This is a genomic window from Ruegeria sp. CG8, assembly GCF_056537165.1.
Genome location: NZ_JBQFRA010000003.1, coordinates 157903 through 183775, shown reverse-complemented (window position 1 = coordinate 183775; position 25873 = coordinate 157903). Strand labels below are relative to the sequence as shown.

Below are 25873 nucleotides of genomic sequence, written 5' to 3'. Positions count from 1 at the left end.
TTGCCTGTTCGCTCCGCACATCGTGCATGGGTCTACGCCATGAATCCGGTAGTTAGGCGCGCATCCGATCCCAAGATCTCCGGGTCAGAAACGCTCGGCCCGCAGAACCTGGCAATCGGTGACGCTTACAACCCCGATATGGCGATCAAGTACGGGAAGGATCGCGCTCAGCAGCCCGTCCAAGCGGTCGGGGCGAATGATGCAGATGACCTGAACCATCCCGCTGGCGCGGCTGACCTGGCCAGAACGGCTCCATTCACCCGATCGTCCCGATCCGCCGAGCACCGGCAGGATCGTGAACCCGGTCACACCTTGATCGACCAGAGCATCCGTCAGACGGGATTTCACGATGGCTTCGATGGTGATCTCGACCCGTTTGGCATCATGTGTCTGCATCGTCTTATCCTCCGGTAACGGCCCGGGCGACCGAGACGTAGATCGGCAGGCCCAGCGCCAGGTTGAATGGGAACGTGACGCCCAAAGACAGGGTCAGATAGATGGACGGGTTCGCCTCGGGCACGGCCACGCGCATCGCCGCCGGAACCGCGATGTACGAGGCGGAGGCGCCCAACACCATCAGCAACACCGCTCCGCCGGTGGACAGACCCAACAGGAGCGCGGCCACCAACCCGGCACCGGCCCCGATCAGGGGCATCAGCACGCCGAAGCCAAGCAGACCCATCGTGATCAGCCCGCGCCCGGCACGCAATCCGCGCCCGGCGACGATACCCATGTCCAGCAGGAACAGGCACAGAACCCCCTTGAACGGTGCGACCACGAAGCTGCTGATCTCGGCCAGACCGTCCTCGCCCGTGATCCAGCCGATTGCAAACGACCCGACCAGCAGAACGATCGAACCATTGAGGGCAATCTCGCGCCAGAGATCCGAGTCCATCCGGCGGGCTCCGCCGCCGCGGGAGATCAGCCACAGAGCGGACAGGATCGCCGGCGCTTCCATCGCCGCCGCAACAGCCACCATGTAGCCCTCGTACACCAGGCCCTGACTTTCCAGAACCGACGTACCGGCCACGAATGTGACGATCGAGATTGAGCCGTAATGCGCTGCGACCGCGCCTGCGTTGACATGGTCAAGGTTGGTCAGCACGCGCAACAGGCCGAACGCCACCAGGGGCAGCAATGCGGACAGAATGACACCTGCAATGAGGGACAAGCCAAGCGTGGCGTCGATCCCGTGTGCGGCAACACTGACACCACCCTTGAAGCCGATCGCAAACAGCAGATAGATCGACATCGCCTTGGCGATGGCCTCGGGAATGGTCAGGTCAGATCGGGCCAATGCCGCTGACAGACCAAGCACAAAACTGAGAATGATCGGCGAGACCAGATTGTCGGCCGCCAGAGACAACAGGTTTTCCATACAGTCACCGCACCCTAATTGAACTAGCGTTCAATTAGGGTGCGTTTCTCCGATTTAAAGACTAAACCGGCAGGAATTTTTTTCCTGACGGATCATAATACTCCAGACCGCCTTCGCCGATGTCGGTCCACAAGCCGTGCAGCGATATCGAGCCGTTCTGTACGGCCTCGGCCACGAACGGGAAGGTCATCAGGTTTTCGAGCGACGCGACAACCGCCTGACGCTCGAACTGGCGCGCTTGTTCGGCGGGGTCCTCGACATCGGAGACCAGATCGAATTTCGGTTTGAGGATGTCCATCCAGCGTCCGACAAAGCTCTCTTTGGCTTCCAGTTGCGGCGCTTCGCCCTTGCACATGTCGATACAGCCCTGCACCCCACCGCATTGCGAATGTCCCAGTACGATCAGATGCGCCACTTTCAATGCCGTCACCGCATATTCGATGGTTGCACTGGTGCCGTGGCGCTCGCCGTCCGGTTCGTAGGGCGGCACCAGGTTGGCAATATTGCGGTGGATAAAAAACTCGCCCTGGTCGGCCCCGAAAATCGAGGTGACATGGACCCGGCTGTCACAGCAGGAAATCACCATCGCCCGCGGACGCTGACCCTCGGTCGCCAGCCGGCGGTACCAGGCCTGGTTCTCGGAATAGGACGTGGCTTTCCAACCGTGGTACCGTTTGACCAGATAGCTCGGCAGAGGTTTGGCGTGGTGCATCGCGTTTTCCCAAATTTGCAGTTCGACCGCCGATCTAACGCAAGTTCGAACAAAATTCGAGACATTATCCCGATTGGCCGAAAGGAATTGCAAAGGTCTTTTGTGACAGGTTCGCAGATGCCGTGGGGGCAGAAAGATTGGGGTGAATGAGGTGGACAAGATCGTCACGCTTGAACAGAAGGAGTCCGTGCGGCTGGATCCGGACCGGCTGAACGGGCTGTATCGGCAATTGGGTGACACGAACGCGGTCGACGTTCTGTGCCGAACGGTCGAGGAGCTGGCAGTACGCCTGTCGAATTGTGAACGGCTCTGGCGTCAACGTGACTGGGCGGGGCTGCGCAAATGCGCCAAGTCTCTGGTCGCGATATCCGAACAGGTCGGCATGACGGCGCTGGCCCGGGTCGCCGGCGACGTGGCCCGGACGGTAGATGCCGGCGATGCGGTGGCGACCGGAGCCACGCTCAGCCGACTGATCCGGGTGGGCGAGCGGTCGCTGACCGCAGTATGGGATCAACAGGATCTTTCGATATGACGGGTTGCGGGCGAACAACAGGCGGCTAGTGTAGGCGGCACCAGAACAGTCCGAGGCGCCCATGTCCCTGTCTTTTGCACCTTCCGATGCTCCTGCCATTGATCTGCATGTTCTTGCGCAGGACGGGCTCGAGCCATGGTTGAAGTCTCAGCCCGATGAAACACAGGCCTGGGTGGCCGCGAACGGATTCTCCGGCGCAATCGGGCAGGTTCTGCTGGTTCCCGGACCGACGGGCGCGCCGCAATTCGCGCTGGCAGGCTATGGAACCGACACCCGGCGCGCTCGGGTACGCTTTCCGCTTGCCGCCGCCGCCGAGGTTCTGCCCGAAGGCACTTACCGGATTGCGTCCGGTTTGCCGACAGACAGAGCCGAAATCGAAGCCCTGGGCTGGTTGCTGACCGGGTACAGTTTCGACCGATATGCCGAACAGTCCGGCGCAAAAGCCCGATTGGTCGCGCCGGACGGTGTGAATGCTCCGCGGGTTGAGATCATGGCCAATGCCGAAGCTCTCACCCGTGACCTGGTCAACACTCCGACGGCCGACATGGGACCTCAGGCCCTGCAAGACGCCGTTGAAACGCTGGCGCAGGAGTACGGGGCTCGTTGTGCCGTCACCATTGGCGACAGCTTGCTGGAACAGAACTTTCCCATGATCCACGCGGTGGGTCGGGCCGCCGAACAGGCTCCGCGCCTGATCGAGATGACCTGGGGCACAAGCGGCCCGAAGCTGACCTTGGTCGGCAAGGGCGTCTGCTTTGACACCGGCGGACTGAACCTGAAGCCGGGTGCCTCGATGGGGTTGATGAAAAAGGACATGGGCGGCGCGGCGAACGTACTGGGACTGGCGCGCATGATCATGGCGCTGGATCTGCCGCTGCAGTTGCGCGTGCTGATCCCGGCGGTGGAAAACGCGGTGGCGGGCAACGCGTTCCGGCCGGGCGACATCCTGACCTCACGCAAGGGCCTGACGGTCGAGATCAACAACACCGATGCCGAGGGGCGGCTGGTTCTGGCCGATGCGCTGGCGCTGGCGGATGAGGGTGCGTCGGATCTGGTGGTCTCGATGGCGACGCTGACCGGCGCGGCGCGGGTGGCGGTGGGGGCGGATCTGGCCCCGTTCTACACCGATGACGATGCCGCCGCGCAGGCGTTGGCGCAGGCCGCCGTTCAGGCGGCTGACCCGGTCTGGCGGATGCCGTTCCACACGCCCTATGAGACGTTGATCGAGCCGGGCATCGCCGATCTCGACAACGCGCCGGCGGGCGGGTTCGCGGGGTCGATCACTGCGGCGCTGTTCCTGCGGCGGTTCGTGGAAAACAGCCGGTACATGCATTTCGACATCTACTCCTGGCAAAAGGCCAAAGAGCCCGGCCGCAGCAAAGGCGGGCTGGGACAAGGGCCGCGCGCCCTGCTGACCGCCCTGCCCGGGATGTTGGGCCTGTGAACCGCGCGCGCGTCATCCGCCCCGTCGTGGACCTGTTGCGCAGTCCGAAGAGCCCGCGCGACCGTCAGCTTCTGTATGGCGACGGCCTGGACGTCACCGAACAATCCGGCGGCTGGTGCCGGGTGACTTCCGACAAGGATGGGTATCAAGGCTGGCTGCGCGCGGACCAGTTGGGCCCTGACGCCCCGGCCACGCATTGGATCTGGGCCCCGGCGACCCATGCCTATTCGGAACCCGACATCAAAAGCCCGGACCGGGTCAGCCTGAGCTTTGGCAGCCGGATCGTGGTGCTGTCGCCGCAGGACCGCTTTGTCGAGACCGAGCTTGGGTTCATCCCCGCAGTGCATGTCAAACCGGTCGGAACCCTGCTGAACGACCCGGTCGCGGTGGCCGAACTGTTTCTGGGCACACCCTATCTTTGGGGTGGAAACAGCCGGTGGGGGCTGGATTGTTCAGGCCTGATTCAGGACGGGCTGCTGGCCTGCGGCGTTGCCTGCCCCGGCGACAGCGGCGACCAGGAGCGGGAGCTTGGCACCGCACTGCCCGAAGGCACCCTGGCGCAGCGTGGCGATCTGTTGTTCTGGAAAGGCCATGTGGCTTGGGTGTCCGGCGATAACATGCTGCTGCATGCCAATGCGCATCACATGGCGGTGGTCTTTGAACCGATGGATCAGGCCATTGCCCGGATCGAGACCCAGGGCGACGGGCCGGTCACAGCGCACAAGCGGCTCTAATCCGGGTCGACCGAGCGGATCAGCTTGCGTTCCAGTACCCGCAGAACGGCGCGCAGGTCGTGCCCGCGTTTCAGGATGCGCCCGTCCATGCCCATCACCGAATACATCCCCTGCTTTGAACGCAGCCGGGGGTGTTTTTCAACACGATAGATCGGGTGCTCGGCGGTACGCCGGAAGATCGAGAATATGGCAACGTCGCGCAGATTTGATATTCCGTAGTCACGCCATTCTCCGGCGGCGACCATCCGTCCATAAACGGAGAGAATCTGTGACATCTCTTGCCGGTTGAAGGCCACCGGCATCTGGACCGGACTTGCAGGGTTCCGGCTGGGAGGCTGCATGTTCATGACTCCAGCCTTGCCGGAAAATGCGATCAGATCAAGCCTGTCACGACATGGTGTGGTATTTTTGAACCGCCCGTCAGGGCCGGCGCCCGACCTGGCGGCAGATCAGGATCACCGGCAGCAGCCCCACGGCCAGGATCACCAGAGACGGAACGGCCGCGCCCTCCAACCGTTCGTCCGAGGCCAGCCGGTAGGCCTGAACCGCCAGCGTGTCAAAGTTGAAGGGCCGCATGATCAGCGTGGCCGGCAGTTCCTTCATCACGTCCACGAACACGATCAGCAGCGCCGTCAGCAGCGAGGGCGTGAGGATCGGCAGATGCACCCGCCGCAACGTGCCCAATGGCGTCTGCCCCAGCGAGCGGGCAGCGGCATCCATGTTGGCATGTACCGTGCTCTGACCGCTTTCATAGGCACTCAGCGCGGCGGCCAAAAAGCGCACCATGTAGGCCGCCACCAACAGCCAGATCGAGCCGGTGACCAGCAACCCGGTCGACACGCCGAAGGTCTGCCGCATCCAGGCGTCCAGCGCATTGTCGAACCCGGCAAAAGGCACGATCAGCCCGACCGCGATCACGCCGCCTGGCACGGCATAGCCCAACCGCGCCACATAAGCCGCCATGGCCGAACCGCGCCCGGGTCTCAGCCGTTGGAAGAACCCGACGCAGACCGCGGCGCAGACGGTGATCACCGCTGCCGTTCCTGCCAGCGTCAGAGAGTTCCGAATGAACCCGAGATAGCGGGCCGAAAGCAGGTTCTGCTCGGACTCCAATCCCATCTGAGTCAGCACGATCACCGGAAGCAGAAAGCCGAACAAAACCGGAATGGCGCACAAAACCCATGCCGCCACGGCCTGCCAGCCGCTCAGCTGTGCGGCGGGCAATGCCGCGTGGCGTTTGCCGGGTTGGTAGTATTTGGCCTTGCCCCGTTGGGTGCGCTCGGTCACTGCCATGACCAGCGCAAAGGCCAGAAGGCACAGCGCCAGCTGCGCCGCCGCCGCGCGGTCGGCCATCGAAAACCAGCTAGTGTAGATGCCGGTGGCAAAGGTCTGAACCCCGAAATAGGCGACCGTACCGAAATCGGCGATGGTCTCCATCACCGCCAGCAGAACACCACCGGCAATCGCGGGCCGCGCCATCGGCAGCGAGACACGCCAAAAGGCCGACCACGGGCTGCTGCCCAGCGCCCGCGCCGCCAGAAAAGCGGTGGCGCTTTGCTGCAGAAAGGCGGCGCGCGCCAACAGATAGACATAGGGGTACAGCACCAGGATCAGCATCACTGCCGCGCCCTCGGTCGAGCGGATCTCGGGGAACCAATAGTCGCGCGGGCCCCAGCCGGTCACTTGGCGCAACGTGGTCTGAACGATGCCGGGATGATCGAGGATGAAGGTATAGGCATAGGCCAGCACATAGGCTGGAAAGGCCAGCGGCAGCACCAGTGCCACCTCGAACAGGCGTACGCCGGGAAAACGGGTCATGGTGACCAGCCACGCGGCCCCGACCCCGATGGCGAAGGTCCCCACCGAAACCAATGAGACCAGAACCAGCGTGGTGGCCGCATAGCCGGGCAGGACCGTGTCCAGCAGATGCCGGATCGTGTCGGTTCCGCCGGTGACGGCCGCCAGCACCACGGCGACCATCGGCAACAGGCAGGCTGCTGCCACCAGATAGGCCAGGGCCCCGACGAACCGGGTGCCCAAGGCCCCGCGGTTTCGCGATCCATGTTCTGAGAATTCGATCTGGGCCATGGCCTCGGGTCGGCAAAGGTTGCGGTTCACCTTTAATCGACCAAAAAACTCGGAAACGCCAGTGGGCAGGCACAGGATTCTGCGGCGCATTTGGCCGCAGAACCCCGGGCCGGATCAGTCGTAGACGCGCTGATCCTCGATCACCAGCCCGTCCTTGGGCAGCGAACCGGGCGGCACCACCTGAACCGTGCCCTTCAGCTTGAGCACCTCGACCACGGACTTGGCATAGGCGCCATCATCGCCGCCAGGGCTTTCGATCTGCACGGTCATCGTGTCCATCTCGCCCTGCCGGGCAGCGATGACGCGGGCCTTGACGATCTCGTCATGCTTGGCGACCAGCGCGGCCACCTGTTCGGGGCGCACGAACATGCCCTTGATCTTGGTGGTCTGGTCGGCGCGCCCCATCCAGCCCTTGATGCGCAGGTTGGTGCGGCCGCAGGGCGACTGCCCGGGCAACACCGCCGACAAATCACCGGTGGCGAAGCGGATCAGCGGATAGTCGGGGTTGAGGGAGGTCACCACGACTTCGCCGACCTCGCCTTCCGCCACCGGTGTTCCGGTGCCGGGGGTCACGATTTCGACGATGACATGCTCGTCGATGATCATGCCCTCCATCGCGGCGCTTTCATAGGCGATGTTACCCAGATCGGCCGTGGCATAGCATTGCAGGCAGGAAATTCCGCGATCGGCATAGGCCTGGCGCAGGCTGGGGAACAGTGCCCCGCCGCCCACGACCGCCTTCGAGAAGTTCAGAACGACGCCCATCTCGTCGGCCTTGTCCAGGATCACCTTCAGGTAATCGGGCGTACCGGCATAGGCAGTGCAGCCCACGTCGCGGGCGGCGGTGACCTGAAGTTCGGTCTGGCCGGTGCCCGCGGGCAGCACGGCGGCGCCCACGGCACGCGCGCCGTTCTCAAAGATCATGCCCGCCGGTGTCAGGTGATAGCCAAAGCAGTTCTGCACGATATCGCCCTGGCCCACGCCCGCCGCATGCAGGAACCGGCCCATGCGCCACCAGTCGTGATCGACTCCGCCGGGTTCATAGATCGGCCCGGGTGACTGGAACACATGGGCAAAGCCATGCGCGGGTTTGACCGTAAAGCCGCCAAAGGGCGGGTGCTGACCCTGCGCTTTGGTCAGGTCGGACTTGCGCAGAACCGGCAGCTTGGGCAGATCCGCGATGGTCTGGATCGCGTCCAGATCGACATCGGCGAAATGGGCCGCGAAACCGGGCGCGGATTTCGCCCGCGCCAGCTGTTCGGGCAGACCAGTCGATTGCTCGGCAGCGCGCTGATCGGCCGAACGGGTTTCCAGAGCGTCGTAGAATGTCATCGCCAGATCCTCCATCCGCTCACAGCCACCTCTTGCGGCGACGATAGGACCGCACGTCGCGGAAGCTCTTGCGGCCTTCGTCGGACATGCCGAGGTAGAATTCCTTGACGTCCGGGTTCTCGCGCAGTTCGGCGGCTGGGCCGTCCATCACCACGCGCCCCGATTCCAGGATATATCCGTAATGGGCAAAGCGCAGCGCCACGTTGGTGTTCTGTTCGGCCAGCAGGAAAGACACGCCTTCCTGTTCGTTCAGGTCCTTCACGATGGTGAAGATCTCCTCGACCAGCTGCGGCGCAAGGCCCATCGAGGGCTCGTCCAGCAGGATCGTCTCGGGGCGGCTCATCAGCGCGCGGCCCATGGCGACCATCTGCTGTTCCCCGCCCGAGGTATAGCCTGCCTGGCTTCGGCGGCGCTCTTTCAAGCGGGGGAAATAGTTGTAGACCAGTTCAAGGTCCTGCTGGATGGCGGCCTTGCCGTCCTTGCGGGTATAGGCCCCGGTCAGCAGGTTTTCCTCGACGGTCAGATGTTCGAAACAGTGGCGGCCTTCCATCACCTGGATGACGCCCTTCTGCACCAGGTCGGCCGGATCGCTCTCGTGCACGTTCTGGCCGCGATACTTGATCGAGCCCTTGGTGACCTCGCCGCGTTCGGAATGCAGCAGGTTCGACACCGCCTTGAGCGTCGTCGTCTTGCCGGCCCCGTTGCCGCCCAGCAGCGCGGTGATCCCGCCCTTGGGCACGGTCAGGCTGACGCCCTTCAGCACGAGGATCACGTGGTTGTAGATCACCTCGATATTGTTGACCTCAAGCAGGGTTTCCGCCTGCACGTCAGTGGTTTGTGCCGCATCCAGCATCAGCGCGTGTCCTCATGCCTGCCCCGTTCGGGGCTTGTCCGGTTCGGGACGGCGGTCAGCCGCCGCCCCGGTGTTCGTGCCGCTTAGTTGCAGCCCTGTTCGATGTTGTTCTCAGCCGCGTATGCGCTCGAGTCTTCCTCGATCAGCGGGCCGATCACGTCCGTATCGGTAGCCTTGAACTCCGAAATCAGAGTCCAGGTCTTGCTGTCTGCATCCCACTGGGTCACGCCCACAAGGGCATCCCCGCCGTGGTTTTCACAGCTGACCGAGAAGGTCGGACCAAAGTTCGGCAGGCCCAGTTCGGCCATCTTCGCTTCGGTCATCTCAAGTGCTTCCATACCGTCGCGCATGTCGCCCGAGGTGATGTCAGCCTTGCCCGAGATTTCCTGTGCCTTCTTGGCGGCTTCGGCTGCCAGCATCGCAGCATAGAGGCCGCGGTTGTACAGGACCGTACCGACCTGATCACCGGCACCGGCGGCCTTGCCAGCGTCGATGACGTATTTCTGCAGGTCGTCATACAGCGGATAGTCCGAGCCGACGTTGTGGAAGGTCAGCGCCTTGTAGCCATTCGCGGCCGCACCGGCGGGCATCACGTCATGTTCAGCGCCCGACCACCAGATGCCGATGAAGTTCTCCATCGGGAACCGGATGTTCGCGGCTTCCTGGATGGCCACCTGGTTCATCACGCCCCAGCCCCACATCAGGACATAATCGGGACGATCGCGGCGGATCTGCAGCCACTGTGATTTCTGCTCCTGGCCGGGGTGGTCGACCGGCAGGGCCACCAGCTCGAAGCCGTGCTTCTTGGACAGCTCTTCCAGCGTGCGGATCGGCTCCTTGCCATAGGCCGAGTTGTGATAGACCAGCGCAATCTTCTTGCCGCTCAGATCACCGCCGTTTTCCTCGAGCAGATAGTTGATCGCACCCGAGGCACCGTCCCAGTAGTTGGCCGGGTAGTTGAACGTGTGGCTGAACACCTTGCCGTTCTTGGCCGAGGTGCGGCCATATCCCATCGTGTGCATCGGGATGTCGTCAGCCGTGGTTTTCGGGATCAGCTGATAGGTGATGCCGGTCGACAGCGGCTGATACACCAGCGCACCTTCGCCCTTGGTCGATTCATAGCATTCCACACCCTTCTCGGTGTTGTAGCCAGTTTCGCACTCGATGACCTTGGCCGGAACACCACCGATGCCGCCGTCCCGCTCGTTGAGCAGAGTGAAATAGTCCGCGTAGCCATCCGCGAAGGGGATGCCGCCCGCGGCGTAAGGCCCGGTGCGGTAGCTGAGCGACGGGAACACGAGGTCGGCCATTGCCGGACCTGCGGCCATCAGCGCACCCAGCGCCATTGTTGCCAGTTTCTTGTTCATCGGGTGTCTCCTCCCTTGGTTTGTCCGATGTTGGTTCGGGCTTTGCGCCCCTTTCTTGATTGGGCCAGTCCCTAGTGCGGGAAAGGCCAGAGTCTCAGTTTCTCCTTGGCGACGCGCCACAGCTGCGCCAGACCGTGCGGTTCTAGGATCAGGAACAGGATGATCAGCCCGCCCACGATCACCAGCTGCAGATGCGCGACGATATCGGTGGGCCAGCCCAGCATGTCCGCGCCCACGACCTTGAGCACAACCGGCAACAGGACCAGGAAGGCCGCGCCGGCAAAGGATCCGAAGATCGAGCCCAACCCGCCGATGATGACCATGAACAGCACCAGGAAGGATTTCTGGATGCCGAAGGCCTCGCCCACCTCGACCGCGCCCAGGTAGATGGCGAAGAACAGCGCGCCCGACACGCCCACGAAGAACGAGCTGACGGCAAAGGCGCTGAGCTTGGCGCGCAGCGGGTTCACACCGATGATTTCCGCGGCGATATCCATGTCGCGGATCGCCATCCAGGTGCGCCCGGTGGTGCCGCGGGTCAGGTTGCGGGCGATGATCGCGCAGGCGGTCAGGAAGATCAGGCAGAACAGATAGGTCGCCCAGGCCGGCGCGTTGGGGCCTGTGATGATGATGCCGAACACGTCACGTTCCGGCGCGTTGATCTGCCCCGAGGCCGAATAGTTGTAGAACCACGGCACCCGGTTGAACAGCCACACCAGGAAGAACTGCGCCGCCAGCGTCGCCACCGCCAGGTAGAACCCCTTGATCCGCAGGCTGGGCAGGCCGAACAGCACGCCCACGATGGCGGAGATGCCGCCGGCCAGGATCACATGGATGAACATCGACACGTCTGGAAAGGCGGTCATCAGCTTGTAGCAGGCATAGGCGCCCACGGCCATGAACCCCCCGGTACCCAGGGAAACCTGCCCGCAATACCCCACAAGGATGTTCAGGCCGATCGCCGCAATCGCATAGATCAGGAAGGGCAGCAGCAGCGCGTTGGCCCAATAGTCGTTGATGATGAACGGGATGATCCCGAACGCCACCACCAGCACCACATAATACCGATACCGGTCGAACTTGATCGGGAAAGTCTGGTTGTCGTCCCTGTAGGAGGTCTTGAAGTCTCCGGCCTCACGATAGAACATGTCTTACTTTCCCCATTGTTCCTGCGCCCGGTTGCGGGCTTCGGCGTCCAGTTGGTTGGACCGTTTGGCATATCCGCTCGCCTCTGAGGCGCGCACCAGTTTCATGTAGGCCAGAACACCCATCACCAGCCCGGCAAAGGCCAATAGCGCGGCCACGGTCAGCTGATTGGCGGTCAGATCGTTCGAGGTCAGGGCGATGTACCCAAAGGCCCAGAACCCCGCCCACGCGATCACGTTGATGATGGCGATCAGCTTGGTCATGGCCTACACCCTCTCGATGATCTTCTCGCCGAACAGGCCCTGCGGCCGGAACACAAGGAAGATCAGCGCCAGAACATAGGCAAACCAGTTCTCGGTCGCGCCACCCACCAGCGGGCCCACGGCGAACTCGAACAGCTTCTCGCCCACGCCGATGATCAGCCCGCCGACGATGGCACCGGGGATCGAGGTAAACCCGCCCAGCATCAGCACCGGCAGCGCCTTGAGCGCGATCAGCGACAGCGAGAACTGCACGCCCGATTTGGTGCCCCACATGATGCCCGCGACCAGCGCCACGAACCCCGCCACCGACCAGACCATGATCCAGATGAAGTTCAGCGAGATGCCCACCGACAGCGCGGCCTGGTGGTCGTCGGCCACGGCCCGCATGGCGCGGCCCTGTTTGGTGTACTGGCTGAACGCGACCAATGCCGCCACCAGAAGCGCCGCGATGACCGTCGCCACGATGTCCAGGTTGTCGATGAAGAAGCCGTAGCCGAAGATGTTGTAGGTGGTCTCGTCGATCCACAGGTTGATGCCCTGCGGAAGACCCACGTCCAGCGTCTTGATCTCGGATCCCCACATCAGGTCGGCCACGCCTTCCAGGAAATAGGCCAGGCCGATCGTGGCCATGAACAAGATGATTGGCTCCTGCCCCACAAGGTGGCGCATGACAAAGCGCTGCACCGCCCAGGCCAGCAGGACCATCACGCCCATCGTCAGCAGAATGGCCAGCAGCGCCGGCACATTCCAGCCGAAGTAGTGAATATGCGTACCGAAGATCGCGTTGATCAGATGGGAGAACGGCACTTGCCCGTTCATGATCCCCACCAGCGTCATCGCCGCAAACAGGGCCATAACCCCTTGGGCATAATTGAAGATCCCCGACGCCTTGTAGATCAGCACAAAGCCCAGCGCGACCAGCGCATACAGCACCCCGGCCATGAGGCCGTTCAGAAAGACCTCCATCGCGAAAATCAACTGATCAGGCATATGCGCCTCCCCTCAATTCTGTGCGGAGCTCAGTCATGGCTGACCCCCAGATAGGCGTCGATGACTTCCTGGTTGTTGCGCACCTCGTCGGGCGTGCCGTCCCCGATCTTCTTGCCGTAATCCATCACGACCACGCGGTCGCTCAGGTCCATCACCACGCCCATGTCATGTTCGATCAGGGCGATGGTCGTGCCGAACTCGTCGTTCACATCCAGGATAAAGCGGCTCATGTCCTCTTTTTCTTCGACGTTCATGCCGGCCATCGGCTCGTCCAGCAGCAGCAGCTTGGGTTCGGCGGCCAGCGCGCGGGCCAGTTCGACGCGCTTCTTCAGGCCATAGGGCAGCCGCGCCACAGGCGTCTTGCGGATGTGCTGGATTTCCAGAAAGTCGATGATCTTCTCGACCGCCTCGCGGTTTTCCACCTCTTCCGCCTCGGCCTTGCCGCGCCAGATCGCCTGCTGCAGAATGTTTGTCTTCATGAAGTTCAGGCGGCCGGTCATCACGTTGTCCAGAACGCTCATGCCTTCGAACAGGGCGATGTTCTGAAAGGTCCGCGCGATGCCCTGTCGGGCCACCTCATAGGGTTTCATCTGCGGGCGTTTCGCCCCGTGGAACCAGACCTCGCCCTCCTGCGGGATGTAGAAGCCGGAAATCACGTTCAGCATCGAGGACTTGCCGGCACCGTTGGGCCCGATGATCGCGCGGATCTCGCCCTGGCGGATGTCGAACGAGATGTCCTTAATCGCCACCACGCCGCCGAACCGCAGGGTGATGTTCTTCATCTCCATCACCACGCCGCCGATCTTGCGGCCATCCTCAGTGACATATCCGTCGTCGGATGCATCCAGCATCGTCTACTCCTCAAACTGCGGGTTAACGGGACGGCGGGCGGGGCGATGGCCGCAGGCCGAGCGGCGCACGACCGGCCTCATTCCGCGGCCACCTTCTGATGCGACACCGGCACGACCGGCACGTCGACGATCTGCAACGTGGCGCTGATCGATCCCTTGCGCCCGTCCTCATAGGTCACCTCGGTCGTGGTCGAGACCGTCTCGGACCCGTCATAAAGCGCGGCGATGATGTCGGCGTATTTGTCCTCGACGAACTTGCGGCGCACCTTTCGGGTGCGGGTGATCTCGCCATCGTCGGGGTCCAGTTCCTTGTGTAGCACCACGAACCGGAGCACCTGGCAGCCTGACAGCATCTCGTCGGCGGCAACCGACTTGTTGACCTCTTCCACATGGCTGCGAATCGTCTCCAGCACCCGCGGATGGCCCGCCAGTTCCTGGTACGAGGCATAGGCGATGTTGTTGCGCTCGGCCCAGTTGCCCACCGCCGTCAGGTCGATGTTGATGAAGGCCACGCAGCGGTCGCGGCCATTGCCGAACAGCACCGCTTCGAGGATGTCGGGATAGAACTTCAGCTTGTTCTCGACATATTTCGGCGCGAACATCGAGCCGTCGGCCATCTTGCCCACGTCCTTGGCGCGGTCGATGATCCGCAGATGGCCGCTGCTTTCCTCGATGAACCCCGCGTCGCCCGTGGCCACCCAACCTTCGGGGTCCTTGGTCGAGGCAGTGGATTCGGGGTTCTTGAAGTATTCAACGAACACTCCGGGCGAGCGATAGAAAATCTCGCCATTCTCGGCGATCTTCAGTTCGACATCGGGCGCAGGCACACCGACGGTGTCGGCGCGCACCTCGCCGTCGGGCTGGACGGTGATGAACACCGTTGCCTCGGTCTGACCATACAGCTGCTTCAGGTTGATCCCCAGCGAGCGGTAGAAATCGAAAATTTCGGGCCCGATCGCCTCGCCCGCGGTGTATCCGACACGGAACCGGCCATAGCCCAGCGTGTCTTTGAGCGGTCCGTAAACCAGGACATTTCCGATCGCGTATTTCAGGCGATCCACGAAGCCGACCGGGTGGCCGTCCAGGATGCGCCCGCCGACCTTTTTGGCGTGATCCATGAAATAGCGGAACATCCGCTGCTTCATCGGGCTGGCATCCTCCATCCGGATCATCACGTTGGTCAGCTGGGTCTCAAACACGCGCGGCGGCGCGAAGAAGTAGGTCGGGCCGATCTCGCGCAGGTCGGTCATCATCGTGTCGGCGCTTTCGGGACAGTTCACGCAGAACCCGCACCAATAGGCCTGACCGACCGAAAAGATGAAATCGCCCACCCAGGCCATCGGCAGATAGGACAGGATATCCTCGTTCCGGGTCAGGTGGTCGAACTCAGCCGAGTTCTTTGCGCTTTCGATCACGTTGCGGTTCGACAGAACCACGCCCTTGGGCTTGCCCGTGGTGCCCGAGGTATAGAGCATCACGCAGGTGTCGTCATAGGTGATCTCGGCGATACGGCGGTCCAGCTCGGCATCGAACCGGTGGTGCCCGGCGCGGCCCTCGGCCATGATGTCGCTCAGCGCGTTCATCTGGCTGTGGTCGTATTTCCGCATGCCGCGCTTGTCGGTGTACAGGATGTGCTTGACCTGGTGCATGTCCTGCTGGATCTCGATAACCTTGTCGACCTGCTCCTGGTCGCCGCAGACCACGTATTTCGCGCCGCAGTGTTCCAGCACATAGGCCATCTCTTCTGCGACCGAGTCCTGATACAGCGGCACCGGCACCGCGCCCACCATCTGGGCCGCGACCATCGACCAGTAATGCGCCGGACGGTTGCGCCCGATCACGGCGATATGGTCGCCCTTTTCAACGCCAAGCTCCAGGAAACCCAGAGCCAGCGCACGGATCTCAGCGGCGGTTTCCGCCCAGGTCCAGCACTGCCAGATCCCGAATTCCTTTTCGCGGTAGGCCGGGGCATCCCCGAACTGCGTCGCATTGCGGTGTAGCAGCGCCGGAAGGGAATGCATCCCCTCGGCGCCCGACTGCGTCTGAGCCAATTCTATCTCTCCTCCCCATCCGGCCCCGGTTTGGGCCGGAACGACGTCGCCGGGTCAGACCCGCGCGTCGCTGCCCCGATTAAGGACAAGGAGGACGATCAGCGTCAACTTTTTCGTGATGTTTTCCGGAATCTTACGAATTGTAACAGGGATGCCGGGGTGATGTTCCGATTTGTACGTCTTGTACAAACTGCGAAACAGCACGCTTCAAAAAAGAGCGGCGTGGGTTTGCATTCTGCTTCTACGCCGAAACGCTAAAGAGAATATGGTAGCGGTCGTATAAGCAGAGCGTGATAAATGGCAGCTTCGAGCCCGAAGTTGACGTTTGTCCTCGGCGACCCAAAGTAGCAGTGTTTGCGATCCTAGGTTTCCGATATAAAAAGTTGCTGGATGCTCATTCAAAAGTGGGTGTTGAGCGGCGAAAAAAGTGATCGAAAGGTACGGACCTTGGCCTTTTCTAATGATCTGATACCCGTATTCTTGCTGTGCGTCGCATGCTTCACCCTCGTCGCAACTTTGCTGTACCGCCTGATGTACGCCGTGATACATAACCGAATTGCCGACGAACACATCAAGATTCTTGATTGGGGCGCATTCAGAATATCAGTGATACACTCGCTGTTGCTGACACTTGGCTTTAGCGTAACTCGAGACGACTTCATCGAATTGAGATCTGTTGCCAACCAGCAGGCCATAGAAATAGAGCGAATTTATAAAGGCTTGGGCTGGTCGAGCGACCCGGAAGCTGCGATCATAAGAGCCAAAGTGGCGGAACTGGCAAACGTCCTAGTCAATGAGGAATGGCCCCTTCTCAGCGAAGGCGAGCTTTCGTTGGCAGCAGACGCGCTAATGCGTGAGATCGGTACCGGCTTGATGCATCTGCGGTCAAACGCAAACGAACCGATTGCAGAAGACCTTCTTACCAGTCATCTGGTTGTGCAAGAGACCCGTGCCACTCTCAGTTTGAATGTCCTGTCTGGCCCAACCCGGCTATTCTGGACGATCGCTTCAGTCGGTTTTGTTTTTTCTGCGATTTGTTTGCTAGCATACCCCTTGAGTAGTGCTTCTACGGCGGTGATGGCGATGTTTGCGGCATTGAACGGAGCAGTGCTTTTTGGAATCGTCGTTATGGGGAATCCATTCGAGCGGATTGTTAAAGTCACACCTGTTTCACTTGAAAAGGTGATCGAAAGATCATTTTGAGGGTTAGCCTGAAAACACAGCTTAGATAACTGCATAGGGCGGTTTTGTTTGTTGTTTTTGGGCGGCTCAAGCCGCTTGCCGCGAATGTCGAGTTCATCCTGTATACGAGACATCCAGACCTATCAACTCGAACGTCCCTGGCTTTGCGCCCTACAACCAATCCCGCAAAATCGGGATCAGTGGAACATCCGCCGCCGGCATCGGATAGTTGCGCAGGTCATTCGCCCGCACCCATTTCAACGCCTGCCCTTCTTTTGACTGCGGGATGCCCTGCCATTTGCGGCAGGCAAACAGCGGCATCAGCAGGTGGAAATCGTCATAGCTGTGGCTGGCAAAGGTCAGCGGTGCCAGGCACGAGGCCCAGGTGTCGATGCCAAGTTCCTCGTGCAATTCGCGGATCAGGGCGGCCTCGGGGGTTTCGCCCGGCTCGATCTTGCCGCCCGGAAATTCCCACAGCCCGGCCATGGCCTTGCCTTCCGGGCGCTGCGCCAGCAGCACCCGCCCATCCACGTCGATCAGGGCGACGGCAGAGACGAGAACCGTTTTCATGGTCGCAATCCCGGACGCAAAACCGGGCGCCACTTCTGCTGGAATTGCTCTGATGTCACGACCGGTAATCCGCGTTGATCTCGATGTATCGGTGGGTCAGATCGCAGGTCCAGACGGTGGCCTTGCCCTCGCCCAGCCCCAGATCGACCGCGATCACCAGTTCCTGGCCCATCATGTAGGCGGCGGCGTCTTCCTCGCGATAGGTCGGGCTGACCCAGCCTTTTTCGGCCACGAGGATATCGCCGAAGGAAATGCTGAGCGTGTCCCGGTCAGCTGCCGCGCCGGACTTGCCGATCGCCATGACGACACGGCCCCAGTTCGGGTCCTCGCCCGCGATGGCGGTCTTGACCAGCGGTGAATTGGCGATGGCCATGCCGTGCACTTTGGCATCCGCGTCCGAGGCGGCGCCAGTCACGCGGATCTCGACGAATTTGGTGGCGCCTTCGCCGTCCTTCACCACCTGATGCGCCAGATCCAGCATCACCGATTCCAGCGCCCGCGCGAAATCGGCATTGCCGGTGGCCTCCACGCCCGACGCGCCCGTCGCGCACAGCAACAGGCTGTCCGAGGTCGAGGTGTCGCTGTCCACTGTGATGCAGTTGAAGGTCCGGTCGGTCTGCTCGGCCAGCATCCGTTGCAGCGCCGATTGGTCGATCCTCGCATCGGTGAAGATATAGACCAGCATCGTCGCCATGTCGGGTGCGATCATACCCGACCCTTTGGCAATCCCTGCAATAGAGACTGTTTTGCCGTCAATCTCCACCTGCGCGCTAGCGCCTTTGGGGAAGGTGTCGGTGGTCATGATCGCCCGCGCGGCCTCTTCCAACGCGTCGGCGCGCAGGCCGGCGGTCAGTTCGTCCAGCTGGGCCACGATCCGGTCATGCGGCAGCGGCTCGCCGATCACCCCGGTGGACGAGGTGAACACGCGGTTCTGCGCCACGCCGGTGACCTGCGACACGGCAGCGGTAATCTGCTCGACCGAGGCCCGCCCGTACTGTCCGGTAAAGGCATTGGCATTGCCCGAGTTCACCAGGATCGCCGCCGGCCCGTCGCTGGGCCCGCCGATCTTGTCCTGGCAATCCAGCACGGGCGCCGCACGGGTGGCCGAGCGGGTGAACACCCCCGCCACCGCGGTACCCGGATCGAGCACCGCCAGCATCACGTCGGTGCGGCCCTGATACCGCACCCCGGCAGCGACGGTGGCGAACCGCACACCGTCGATGACCGGCAGATCAGGGAAGGCCGCAGGGACCAGCGGAGACACCTTGGTGATCTTGGCCACGCCGGGTTACTCCTGAACCAGGTCCAGCTTGCGGACCACGTCCGGGGTCAGGCCCTCGACCTCGGGGCGCTCGACGCTGCCCGCCTGGGTCAGCTCGTCGATCTTGGCCTGAATGGCCTCCTGACGGACGGACTGGGCCAGTTCATCCCGCACCGCCGCAAACTCGGGCGCTTCGGATTTGCGTTTGTCGTTCAGGATCACCACATGCCACCCGAACTGGGTCTGCACCGGGTCCGAGACCTGACCTTTTTCCAGCCCGATCACGGCCTGTTCGAACTCGGGAACCATCTGGCCCTTTCCGAACCAGCCCAGCGCGCCGCCATTGGGACCGGACGGACCGGTGGATTTCTCTTTGGCCAGCTCGGCAAAATCGGCGCCGTCATCCAGTTGCGCCTTGATCTCTTTGGCCTCCTCCTCGGTCGCGACAAGGATGTGGCTGGCGTTGAACTCGTCCTCGCCCTGGAAGTCCGCGAACTGCGCGTCATAGGCGGCCTGGATCGCGTCGTCGGTCACCTCGGCATCGGTGATCTGGTTCACCGTCTGCACCGCCTTCAGCGAGCGCTCTTCGTTGGTCAGCATCAGCGCGTTCAGGCGGGTCAAGTCTTCCTGCTCCTGGCTGAGCAATTGTTGCTGGATCAGCTGCTCGACGATGAACTGGTACAGGACCTCGTCTTCCAACTGCTGATATTGCGGCGGCAGGCCAGCCGCAGTGGCAATCACGTGACCCAAAGTGATCTCGTCGCCGTTGACGCGCGCCACAACCGTATCGGCAGAGTGTTCGGTTTCAGCGGCGACAGGCAGGGCCATCATGGCCGCAAGAGCCAGCGATGGCAGAAAAGTGAGACCTTTGGGCATGAATTCATCCTATATTCTGGCCGCGACAGGGCGTGGCGTTGACACTCTGGAACCTGCCGCTTACATCGCTTGCAGCCTTTGACAGGACCATCTTTTCCTCCCAGCTATCTATGGGTTGCGCGCAAGGTGGGCAAGCCTGTCGCAACCAAGACAAGAAAAGATCCGCTGGAGTGAACATGCTGGGACTCGGTACGCTTGCCAAAAAGGTGTTCGGAACACCGAACGACCGCAAGATCAAGGCAACCCGCCCGCTGGTCGAAAAGATCAACGCGCTGGAGCCGGAGTTCGAAAAACTCTCGGATGACGATCTGAAAGCCAAGACCGAAGAGCTGCGCAAGCGGGCCAACGAGGGTGAGAGCCTGGACGACCTGCTGCCCGAGGCATTCGCCAACGTGCGCGAAGGCGCCAAGCGCGCGCTGGGTTTGCGGGCCTTTGACGTGCAGCTCATGGGCGGCATCTTCCTGCATCAGGGCAACATTGCCGAGATGAAGACCGGCGAAGGCAAGACCCTGGTCGCCACCTTCCCCGCCTATCTGAACGCACTGACCGGAAAGGGCGTGCATGTCGTCACAGTCAACGAATATCTGGCAAAGCGTGACGCCGAATGGATGAGCAACGTGTTCGGCGCGTTGGGTATGACCACCGGCGTGATCTGGTCGGGCCAGCCCGATGCCGAGAAAAAAGCGGCCTATGCCTGTGACATCACCTACGCCACCAACAATGAGCTGGGCTTCGACTATCTGCGCGACAACATGAAGGCGGATCTGAACGAGGTCTACCAGAAGCACCACAATTTCGCGATCGTGGACGAGGTCGACTCGATTCTGATCGACGAGGCACGGACCCCGCTGATCATCTCGGGTCCATCTCAGGACCGGTCCGATCTTTACACGGCCATCGACGGCCTGATTCCGTCCCTGCAGGACGATCACTATACGATCGACGAGAAGTCCCGCAGCGTGACCTTCACCGATGAAGGCAACGAGTTCCTTGAAGAGCAGCTGCACGCCAGTGGCCTGCTGCCCGAGGGCCAGTCGCTGTACGACCCTGAAAGCACCACGGTGGTGCACCACGTCAACCAGGGCCTGCGCGCGCACAAACTGTTCCAGCGGGACAAGGACTACATCGTGCGCGACGGCAACGTGGTTCTGATCGACGAATTCACCGGGCGCATGATGCCGGGCCGCCGTCTGTCCGAAGGCCTGCATCAGGCGATCGAAGCAAAGGAAGGCGCCCCCATCCAGCCCGAAAACGTGACTTTGGCCAGCGTGACTTTCCAGAACTATTTCCGCCTCTATGACAAGCTGGCCGGCATGACCGGTACCGCCCTGACCGAGGCCGAGGAATTCGCCGAAATCTATGGCCTGGGCGTGGTTGAAGTGCCGACCAACAAGCCGATCGCCCGTGTCGACGAGGACGATCAGGTCTATCGCACCGCGGCCGAGAAATACGCGGCCATGATCGAAGAGATCAAGAAGGCCAACGCCAAGGGCCAGCCGGTTCTGGTGGGCACGACCTCGATCGAGAAGTCCGAGATGCTCAGCGAGATGCTGACCAAGGAAGGCATCAAGCACAACGTCCTGAACGCCCGCCAGCACGAGCAGGAGGCCCAGATCGTGGCCGAGGCCGGACGTCTGGGCGCGGTAACCATCGCCACCAACATGGCCGGCCGCGGCACCGACATCCAGCTGGGCGGCAACGTGGAAATGAGCGTCATGCAAGCGCTGGCCGAGAACCCCGACGCCGACCCGGCCGAACTGCGCGCCCGGGAAGAGGCGCGCCATGCGGAAGAAAAGCAAAAGGTGCTTGAGGCCGGCGGTCTGTTCGTTCTGGCCTCGGAGCGCCACGAAAGCCGCCGCATCGACAACCAGCTGCGCGGCCGTTCGGGCCGTCAGGGCGACCCAGGCCGCACCGTGTTCTTCCTCAGCCTGGAAGACGACCTGATGCGCATCTTCGGCTCGGAACGGCTGGACAAGGTTCTGACCACCTTGGGCATGAAAGAAGGCGAAGCGATCGTCCACCCTTGGGTGAACAAATCGCTCGAACGCGCGCAGGCCAAGGTCGAAGGCCGCAACTTCGACATGCGCAAGAACGTTCTCAAGTTCGACGACGTGATGAACGATCAGCGCAAGGTGATCTTCAACCAGCGACGTGAAATCATGTCGACCGACGATCTGTCCGAAATCGTTTCGGACATGCGCGAACAGGTCATCGACGATCTGATCGACCAGTACATGCCGCCCAAAACCTACGCCGACCAGTGGGACACCGACGGGCTGCACGCGGCCCTCAAAGAAAAGCTGAACATCGATGTTCCGGTGCAGGAGTGGGCGGCCGAGGATGGGGTCGATGACGACGTGGTTCGCGAACGCCTGATCAAGGCGACCGACGAGATGATGGCCCAGAAGGCCGCCGCCTTCGGCCCCGAGAACATGCGCAACATCGAAAAGCAGGTGCTGCTGCAGACCATCGACAGCAAGTGGCGCGAGCACTTGCTGACCCTGGAACATCTGCGCTCGGTCGTGGGCTTCCGCGGTTACGCCCAGCGCGATCCGCTGAACGAATACAAGACCGAAAGCTTCCAGCTGTTCGAGAACATGCTCGACAGCCTGCGTGAAACGGTTACCCAGCAACTGGCCCGCGTCCGCCCGCTGACCGAAGAAGAGCAGCGCGAGATGCTGGCACAGATGCAGGCGCAGCAGGCCCAGATCAAGAAAGCCGCCGAACAGGCCGAAGCGGTGGCCGAGGCGCAGGCCTCGGGCGATGCGCGGCCCGGCTTTGTCGAGGACGACCCGTCAACCTGGGGTAACCCGTCGCGCAACGATCCCTGCCCCTGCGGATCCGGCAAGAAGTTCAAGCACTGCCATGGTCGGCTTGCCTGATCCGGTCAGATTCCCGACATAATGAGTCCGCGTCGCGGCCACATATTGGCCGCGATTGTTAAGCACTCTCCGACTCGCTCCTTCAACTGGGGAGGGTGTCTTGTTTGTAATACGGAACTACGTGACCACAGGTGGCACGGTCGCATGCGCCTTGGCCATCGGCTACCTGATGCAGAACGGACCGGCCTCGCAGCCGGACGTGCAGGAAACACGTCAGGCGATGATCCAGCCGTCTGGTGAAGGCACCGTGATTGCCGGGTTGGAAGGAATCGTGCTGACCTCGGCAACGCCGACCGCGTCCACGGCCCCCGAACCCTCGGCCAAAGTTCCGCCTCGGGCAGAGCCTGCCGTTCCTCAGGCGCAGGTCAACTGCGATCTCCGGGCCCGCGCAATGGCAGCCCCCAACGCGACAGCACGTTTGACCTTGAAGGCCCCCTGCAACCCCGATGAAACCGTCGAGCTGCACCACAGCGGCATGACGTTCAGCGCCCGAACCGACAAGGACGGCCGTCTGGACCTGTCCATTCCCGCCCTGTCGGAATATGCCATTTTCCTGATCTCGTTCCAAAACCAGCGCGGCACTGTCGCCACCACTCACATTCCTGATTTTTCAGACTATGACCGGGTTGCGCTGCAATGGATGGGGGACACCGAATTACAACTGCACGCGTTGGAGTTCGGTGCATCCTATGGCGAGGCCGGGCATGTCTGGTCGAACGCCGGCAGCTCCGGTACCGGGCAGGTTGTCCACTTCGGCATGGCCGGCGAGCGCAATGTCGAGATCTATTCGATCCCCCGCAACCTGGCCGACGCAAATGGCACCGTCGCCCTGAGCGTCGAGGCCGAAGTGACTCCCCGGAATTGTGGGCAGGACTTGGATCTGCAAGCGCTCGAGTTGCTGGACGATCAAGGGTTGCGGTCGCGAGAGCTGTCGATCTCCCTGCCGGCCTGCGACAGCGGACAGGATTTTCTGGTGTTGAATAATCTGTTCCAAGACCTGACAATCGCCGCAAAGTAACGGCAGGCAGGTCAACAGGTCTTTATGAAGTATCTTCGCGCGACGATGACGATGTTATCGTTGATGGCTGGCGCTTCAGGCGCCCTCGCTCAGGACATCACGCTGACCTCGCATGACGGCAAGGTCGAGATCACCGGGAACCTGTTGGGGTTTGATGGTGAGTTCTACCGTGTGGACACCCAGTTCGGCGAACTGACGGTGGATGGATCCGGCGTCACCTGCGACGGTCCGGCTTGCCCCAACCTGATCGACTTTGTGGCCGAAGTGAACTTCTCTGGCGCATCGGTGATGGCCGAATCCCTACTTCCGGCGTTGATCGAAGGCTTTGCGCAACGAGAAAACCTGAACGTGCTAAGCGAAGGCACGGACCCTGCGCAGCTTGTCTTTGCCCTGACGCAGCCGGATCGGACCGCTCCTTTGGCGCGGTTTTTCCTGCGCGTATCGGACACCGACCGCGGTTTTGCCGATCTGACCGCCGATCAGGCAGACATCGCTTTGGCGATGCGCGAAATCCGCCCGCAGGAGGCCGCGGCGGCGCAGGAAAACGGTCTGGGCGACCTGTCCCGACCGCGCCGGTCGCGGGTGGTGGCTCTTGGCGCGCTGGTGCCTGTGGTCTCATTGGACAATCCGATCCAGCAGATCTCGGTTTCGGACCTGGCGCGGGTCATAAATGGCGAGGTCGCCAACTGGGCACAGCTCGGTGGCCCGGATGCCCCCATCGCCGTTCATCTGCCGGATGTGACAACCGGTGTTGGTCAGGCCGTGCAAGACCAGGTGATGCAGCCAGCCGGTGTGCAGGCGCATGAGGACGTGATCCGCCACACCCGCAGCGCGGAACTGGCAGCAGCGGTTGCGCGCGATCCGTTCGCACTTGGTATCGTCAGCCACGCTGGCCCGCAAAACGTGCGCAATCTGCCGCTGGCCGGCGGATGCGGCCACGCATTGCGCGCCACGCGCGCCGCCATCAAGACCGAGGACTATCCGCTGACCCTGCCGATGTTCTTGTATCTGCCGCAGCGGCGCCTGCCGAAGATCGCCCGCCAGTTTCTGGCCTATGTCCAAAGCCCCGAGGCACAGATGGTCATCCGGCAAGCCGGTTTCGTCGACCAGTCCCACGAACTGGTACGTCTTGGGCTTCAGGGCGACCGGTTGGCCAACGCCATCACCTCGGGTGGGTCCGAGGTGGGTCTGGAAGAACTGCAACGGATGATCGAAACTCTGCGCCCGCTGTCGCGCCTGTCGGTGTCTTTCCGGTTCGAGCCGGGATCGTCGCGGCCAGACGCGCAGTCGCGATCGAACATCCTGCAAATGGCGCAGGCGCTTGAATCGGGCCAGTATGACGGGCGCAAACTGGTCTTCGTCGGTTTCAGTGACGGAGACGGTGCTGCGGAAACCAATGCCCGCATCGCCTTGCGGCGCGCACAGACAGTGCGGAACGCGATCCTTGCCGCGATCGAAACCGCCGTCCCCGAAACCGTCGAGATCGCCGTCGAAGGTTTCGGTGAAGCCATGCCCATGGCCTGCGACGACACGGAATGGGGCCGCAAGGCCAACCGTCGTGTCGAAGTCTGGGTGCGCTAGCGGTCAGAGATAACCTTCCGAGCGGAAGCTCAGCTCGGTCGATTTGCCGATGATCAGGTGGTCGTGCAAGGTCAGCCCCAGTGCGGCGCAGGCATCGTTGATGCGGTTGGTCATGTCGATATCCGACTGCGACGGGGTTGGATCACCCGACGGATGATTGTGCACCAGGATCAGCGCCGAGGCGTTCAGTTCCAGCGCGCGTTTGGCGACCTCGCGCGGGTAGACGGGTACGTGATCGACGGTGCCCTTGGCCTGCTCCTCATCCGCGATCAGCACGTTCTTGCGGTCCAGGAAGAACACGCGGAACTGCTCGATCTCGCGATGTGCCATGGTGGTGTGGCAATAGTCCAGCAGCGCGTCCCAGCTGGAAATCACGTGCCGCTGCATCACCCGGGCGCGGGCCATGCGATGGGCGCAGGCCTCGAGGATCTTGAGGTCGGTGATGACCGTATCGCCCACGCCCTTGATCTGACGCAGGCGTTCCACCGGGGCGGTGAGCACCCGGTTGAAATCACCGAACGCGTCCAGCAGACGCCGCGCCAGCGGCTTCACGTCCTGCCGGGGGATCGAGCGGAACAGGACCAGTTCCAGAAGCTCGTAATCGGGCATCGCCCCCGCGCCGCCCGACATGAACCGTTCGCGCAGGCGCTTGCGGTGGTCCTTGATATACGAGGGCAGCCGACCCGTGGGCAGCGGCGTGACCGGCGCTTCGTCACTTTCGAACAGCGATGGGGCTTCGGCAAAGGCGTCATCGGTCATAAA

The 25873-nt window shown here is 62.2% G+C and carries 24 protein-coding genes; 7 read left to right on the top strand and 17 right to left on the bottom strand.

The genetic code is table 11. The features are described 5' to 3' along the window. Positions 1–84: 84 nt before the first annotated feature. The 3 genes from ACR0EF_RS11020 to ACR0EF_RS11010 form a co-directional block, all read right to left on the bottom strand. Positions 85–396 (bottom strand): P-II family nitrogen regulator, encoded by a 312-nt coding sequence (locus ACR0EF_RS11020; protein WP_093963956.1) that lies wholly within the window; start codon positions 394–396, stop codon positions 85–87. 4 nt (positions 397–400) lie between these two features. Then, a complete protein-coding gene (locus tag ACR0EF_RS11015) occupies positions 401–1378 on the bottom strand; it encodes a sodium-dependent bicarbonate transport family permease (RefSeq protein ID WP_170361196.1) in 978 nt (325 codons plus the stop codon). A 61-nt stretch (positions 1379–1439) separates the two neighbouring features. Continuing rightward, complete coding sequence (locus tag ACR0EF_RS11010; protein WP_093963954.1) at positions 1440–2090, bottom strand: carbonic anhydrase; 651 nt, start codon at positions 2088–2090, stop codon at positions 1440–1442. 142 nt (positions 2091–2232) lie between these two features. On the opposite strand from ACR0EF_RS11010, the gene ACR0EF_RS11005 reads away from it, so the two are divergent. From ACR0EF_RS11005 to ACR0EF_RS10995, 3 genes are all read left to right on the top strand, one after another. Beyond that, the gene (locus tag ACR0EF_RS11005) at positions 2233–2622 is read left to right on the top strand and encodes a hypothetical protein (RefSeq protein WP_170340773.1); all 390 of its coding nucleotides are present in this window, start codon (positions 2233–2235) and stop codon (positions 2620–2622) included. A 61-nt stretch (positions 2623–2683) separates the two neighbouring features. Further along, positions 2684–4066 carry a leucyl aminopeptidase family protein gene (locus tag ACR0EF_RS11000; protein WP_170373178.1) on the top strand — a complete coding sequence of 461 codons (1383 nt, stop codon included), beginning with the start codon at positions 2684–2686 and terminating at the stop codon, positions 4064–4066. Beyond that, the gene (locus ACR0EF_RS10995; RefSeq protein ID WP_170373177.1) at positions 4063–4800 is read left to right on the top strand and encodes a C40 family peptidase; all 738 of its coding nucleotides are present in this window, start codon (positions 4063–4065) and stop codon (positions 4798–4800) included. The genes ACR0EF_RS11000 and ACR0EF_RS10995 overlap by 4 nt, the downstream gene beginning before the upstream one ends. Here the strand turns inward: ACR0EF_RS10995 and ACR0EF_RS10990 are convergent. The 10 genes from ACR0EF_RS10990 to ACR0EF_RS10945 form a co-directional block, all read right to left on the bottom strand. Further along, complete coding sequence (locus tag ACR0EF_RS10990; RefSeq protein ID WP_170342743.1) at positions 4797–5147, bottom strand: DUF2794 domain-containing protein; 351 nt, start codon at positions 5145–5147, stop codon at positions 4797–4799. The genes ACR0EF_RS10995 and ACR0EF_RS10990 overlap by 4 nt on opposite strands. 73 nt (positions 5148–5220) lie before the next feature. Beyond that, entirely contained in the window at positions 5221–6888 is a 1668-nt protein-coding gene (locus ACR0EF_RS10985) for an ABC transporter permease (RefSeq protein ID WP_170373176.1), read from the bottom strand. 114 nt (positions 6889–7002) lie between these two features. Then, entirely contained in the window at positions 7003–8220 is a 1218-nt protein-coding gene (locus ACR0EF_RS10980; RefSeq protein WP_170373175.1) for a phenylacetate--CoA ligase family protein, read from the bottom strand. Between the two features lie 19 nt (positions 8221–8239). Beyond that, the gene (locus ACR0EF_RS10975) at positions 8240–9073 is read right to left on the bottom strand and encodes an ABC transporter ATP-binding protein (protein ID WP_170342738.1); all 834 of its coding nucleotides are present in this window, start codon (positions 9071–9073) and stop codon (positions 8240–8242) included. Between the two features lie 83 nt (positions 9074–9156). Continuing rightward, complete coding sequence (locus ACR0EF_RS10970; protein WP_170342736.1) at positions 9157–10440, bottom strand: ABC transporter substrate-binding protein; 1284 nt, start codon at positions 10438–10440, stop codon at positions 9157–9159. A 71-nt stretch (positions 10441–10511) separates the two neighbouring features. Further along, on the bottom strand, positions 10512–11588 hold the full coding sequence (locus tag ACR0EF_RS10965) for a branched-chain amino acid ABC transporter permease (RefSeq protein WP_170370360.1): 1077 nt from the start codon (positions 11586–11588) through the stop codon (positions 10512–10514). A 3-nt stretch (positions 11589–11591) separates the two neighbouring features. Further along, the gene (locus ACR0EF_RS10960) at positions 11592–11849 is read right to left on the bottom strand and encodes a hypothetical protein (RefSeq protein ID WP_170340767.1); all 258 of its coding nucleotides are present in this window, start codon (positions 11847–11849) and stop codon (positions 11592–11594) included. Positions 11850–11852: 3 nt separating this feature from the next. Then, positions 11853–12839, bottom strand: coding sequence for a branched-chain amino acid ABC transporter permease (locus ACR0EF_RS10955; RefSeq protein ID WP_170340766.1), 987 nt, complete (start codon positions 12837–12839; stop codon positions 11853–11855). A gap of 29 nt (positions 12840–12868) precedes the next feature. Further along, the gene (locus tag ACR0EF_RS10950; protein ID WP_093963943.1) at positions 12869–13690 is read right to left on the bottom strand and encodes an ABC transporter ATP-binding protein; all 822 of its coding nucleotides are present in this window, start codon (positions 13688–13690) and stop codon (positions 12869–12871) included. Between the two features lie 77 nt (positions 13691–13767). Continuing rightward, entirely contained in the window at positions 13768–15711 is a 1944-nt protein-coding gene (locus ACR0EF_RS10945; RefSeq protein WP_170370473.1) for an AMP-binding protein, read from the bottom strand. A gap of 420 nt (positions 15712–16131) precedes the next feature. On the opposite strand from ACR0EF_RS10945, the gene ACR0EF_RS10940 reads away from it, so the two are divergent. Next, positions 16132–16944, top strand: coding sequence for a bestrophin-like domain (locus tag ACR0EF_RS10940; RefSeq protein WP_170370361.1), 813 nt, complete (start codon positions 16132–16134; stop codon positions 16942–16944). 150 nt (positions 16945–17094) lie between these two features. On the opposite strand, the gene mutT is transcribed toward ACR0EF_RS10940, so the two are convergent. From mutT to ACR0EF_RS10925, 3 genes are read right to left on the bottom strand one after another with little or no spacing between them, the layout of a single operon-like run. Further along, positions 17095–17493: an 8-oxo-dGTP diphosphatase MutT gene (gene mutT, locus ACR0EF_RS10935; RefSeq protein ID WP_005979926.1), complete on the bottom strand. Its 399-nt coding sequence runs from the start codon at positions 17491–17493 to the stop codon at positions 17095–17097. A gap of 55 nt (positions 17494–17548) precedes the next feature. After that, positions 17549–18775: a bifunctional glutamate N-acetyltransferase/amino-acid acetyltransferase ArgJ gene (gene argJ / locus ACR0EF_RS10930; RefSeq protein ID WP_170373174.1), complete on the bottom strand. Its 1227-nt coding sequence runs from the start codon at positions 18773–18775 to the stop codon at positions 17549–17551. A 6-nt stretch (positions 18776–18781) separates the two neighbouring features. Then, positions 18782–19630: a peptidylprolyl isomerase gene (locus ACR0EF_RS10925; RefSeq protein WP_170370363.1), complete on the bottom strand. Its 849-nt coding sequence runs from the start codon at positions 19628–19630 to the stop codon at positions 18782–18784. Between the two features lie 176 nt (positions 19631–19806). On the opposite strand from ACR0EF_RS10925, the gene secA reads away from it, so the two are divergent. From secA to ACR0EF_RS10910, 3 genes are all read left to right on the top strand, one after another. Continuing rightward, positions 19807–22512 carry a preprotein translocase subunit SecA gene (secA, locus tag ACR0EF_RS10920; RefSeq protein ID WP_170373173.1) on the top strand — a complete coding sequence of 902 codons (2706 nt, stop codon included), beginning with the start codon at positions 19807–19809 and terminating at the stop codon, positions 22510–22512. Positions 22513–22612: 100 nt separating this feature from the next. Continuing rightward, positions 22613–23530 carry a hypothetical protein gene (locus tag ACR0EF_RS10915; RefSeq protein ID WP_170373172.1) on the top strand — a complete coding sequence of 306 codons (918 nt, stop codon included), beginning with the start codon at positions 22613–22615 and terminating at the stop codon, positions 23528–23530. 24 nt (positions 23531–23554) lie between these two features. Beyond that, a complete protein-coding gene (locus tag ACR0EF_RS10910; RefSeq protein WP_170373171.1) occupies positions 23555–25111 on the top strand; it encodes a phosphate ABC transporter substrate-binding/OmpA family protein in 1557 nt (518 codons plus the stop codon). A gap of 3 nt (positions 25112–25114) precedes the next feature. Here the strand turns inward: ACR0EF_RS10910 and radC are convergent, their stop codons facing one another. Beyond that, positions 25115–25870 (bottom strand): RadC family protein, encoded by a 756-nt coding sequence (radC, locus tag ACR0EF_RS10905; protein ID WP_170373170.1) that lies wholly within the window; start codon positions 25868–25870, stop codon positions 25115–25117. Positions 25871–25873: the final 3 nt, after the last annotated feature.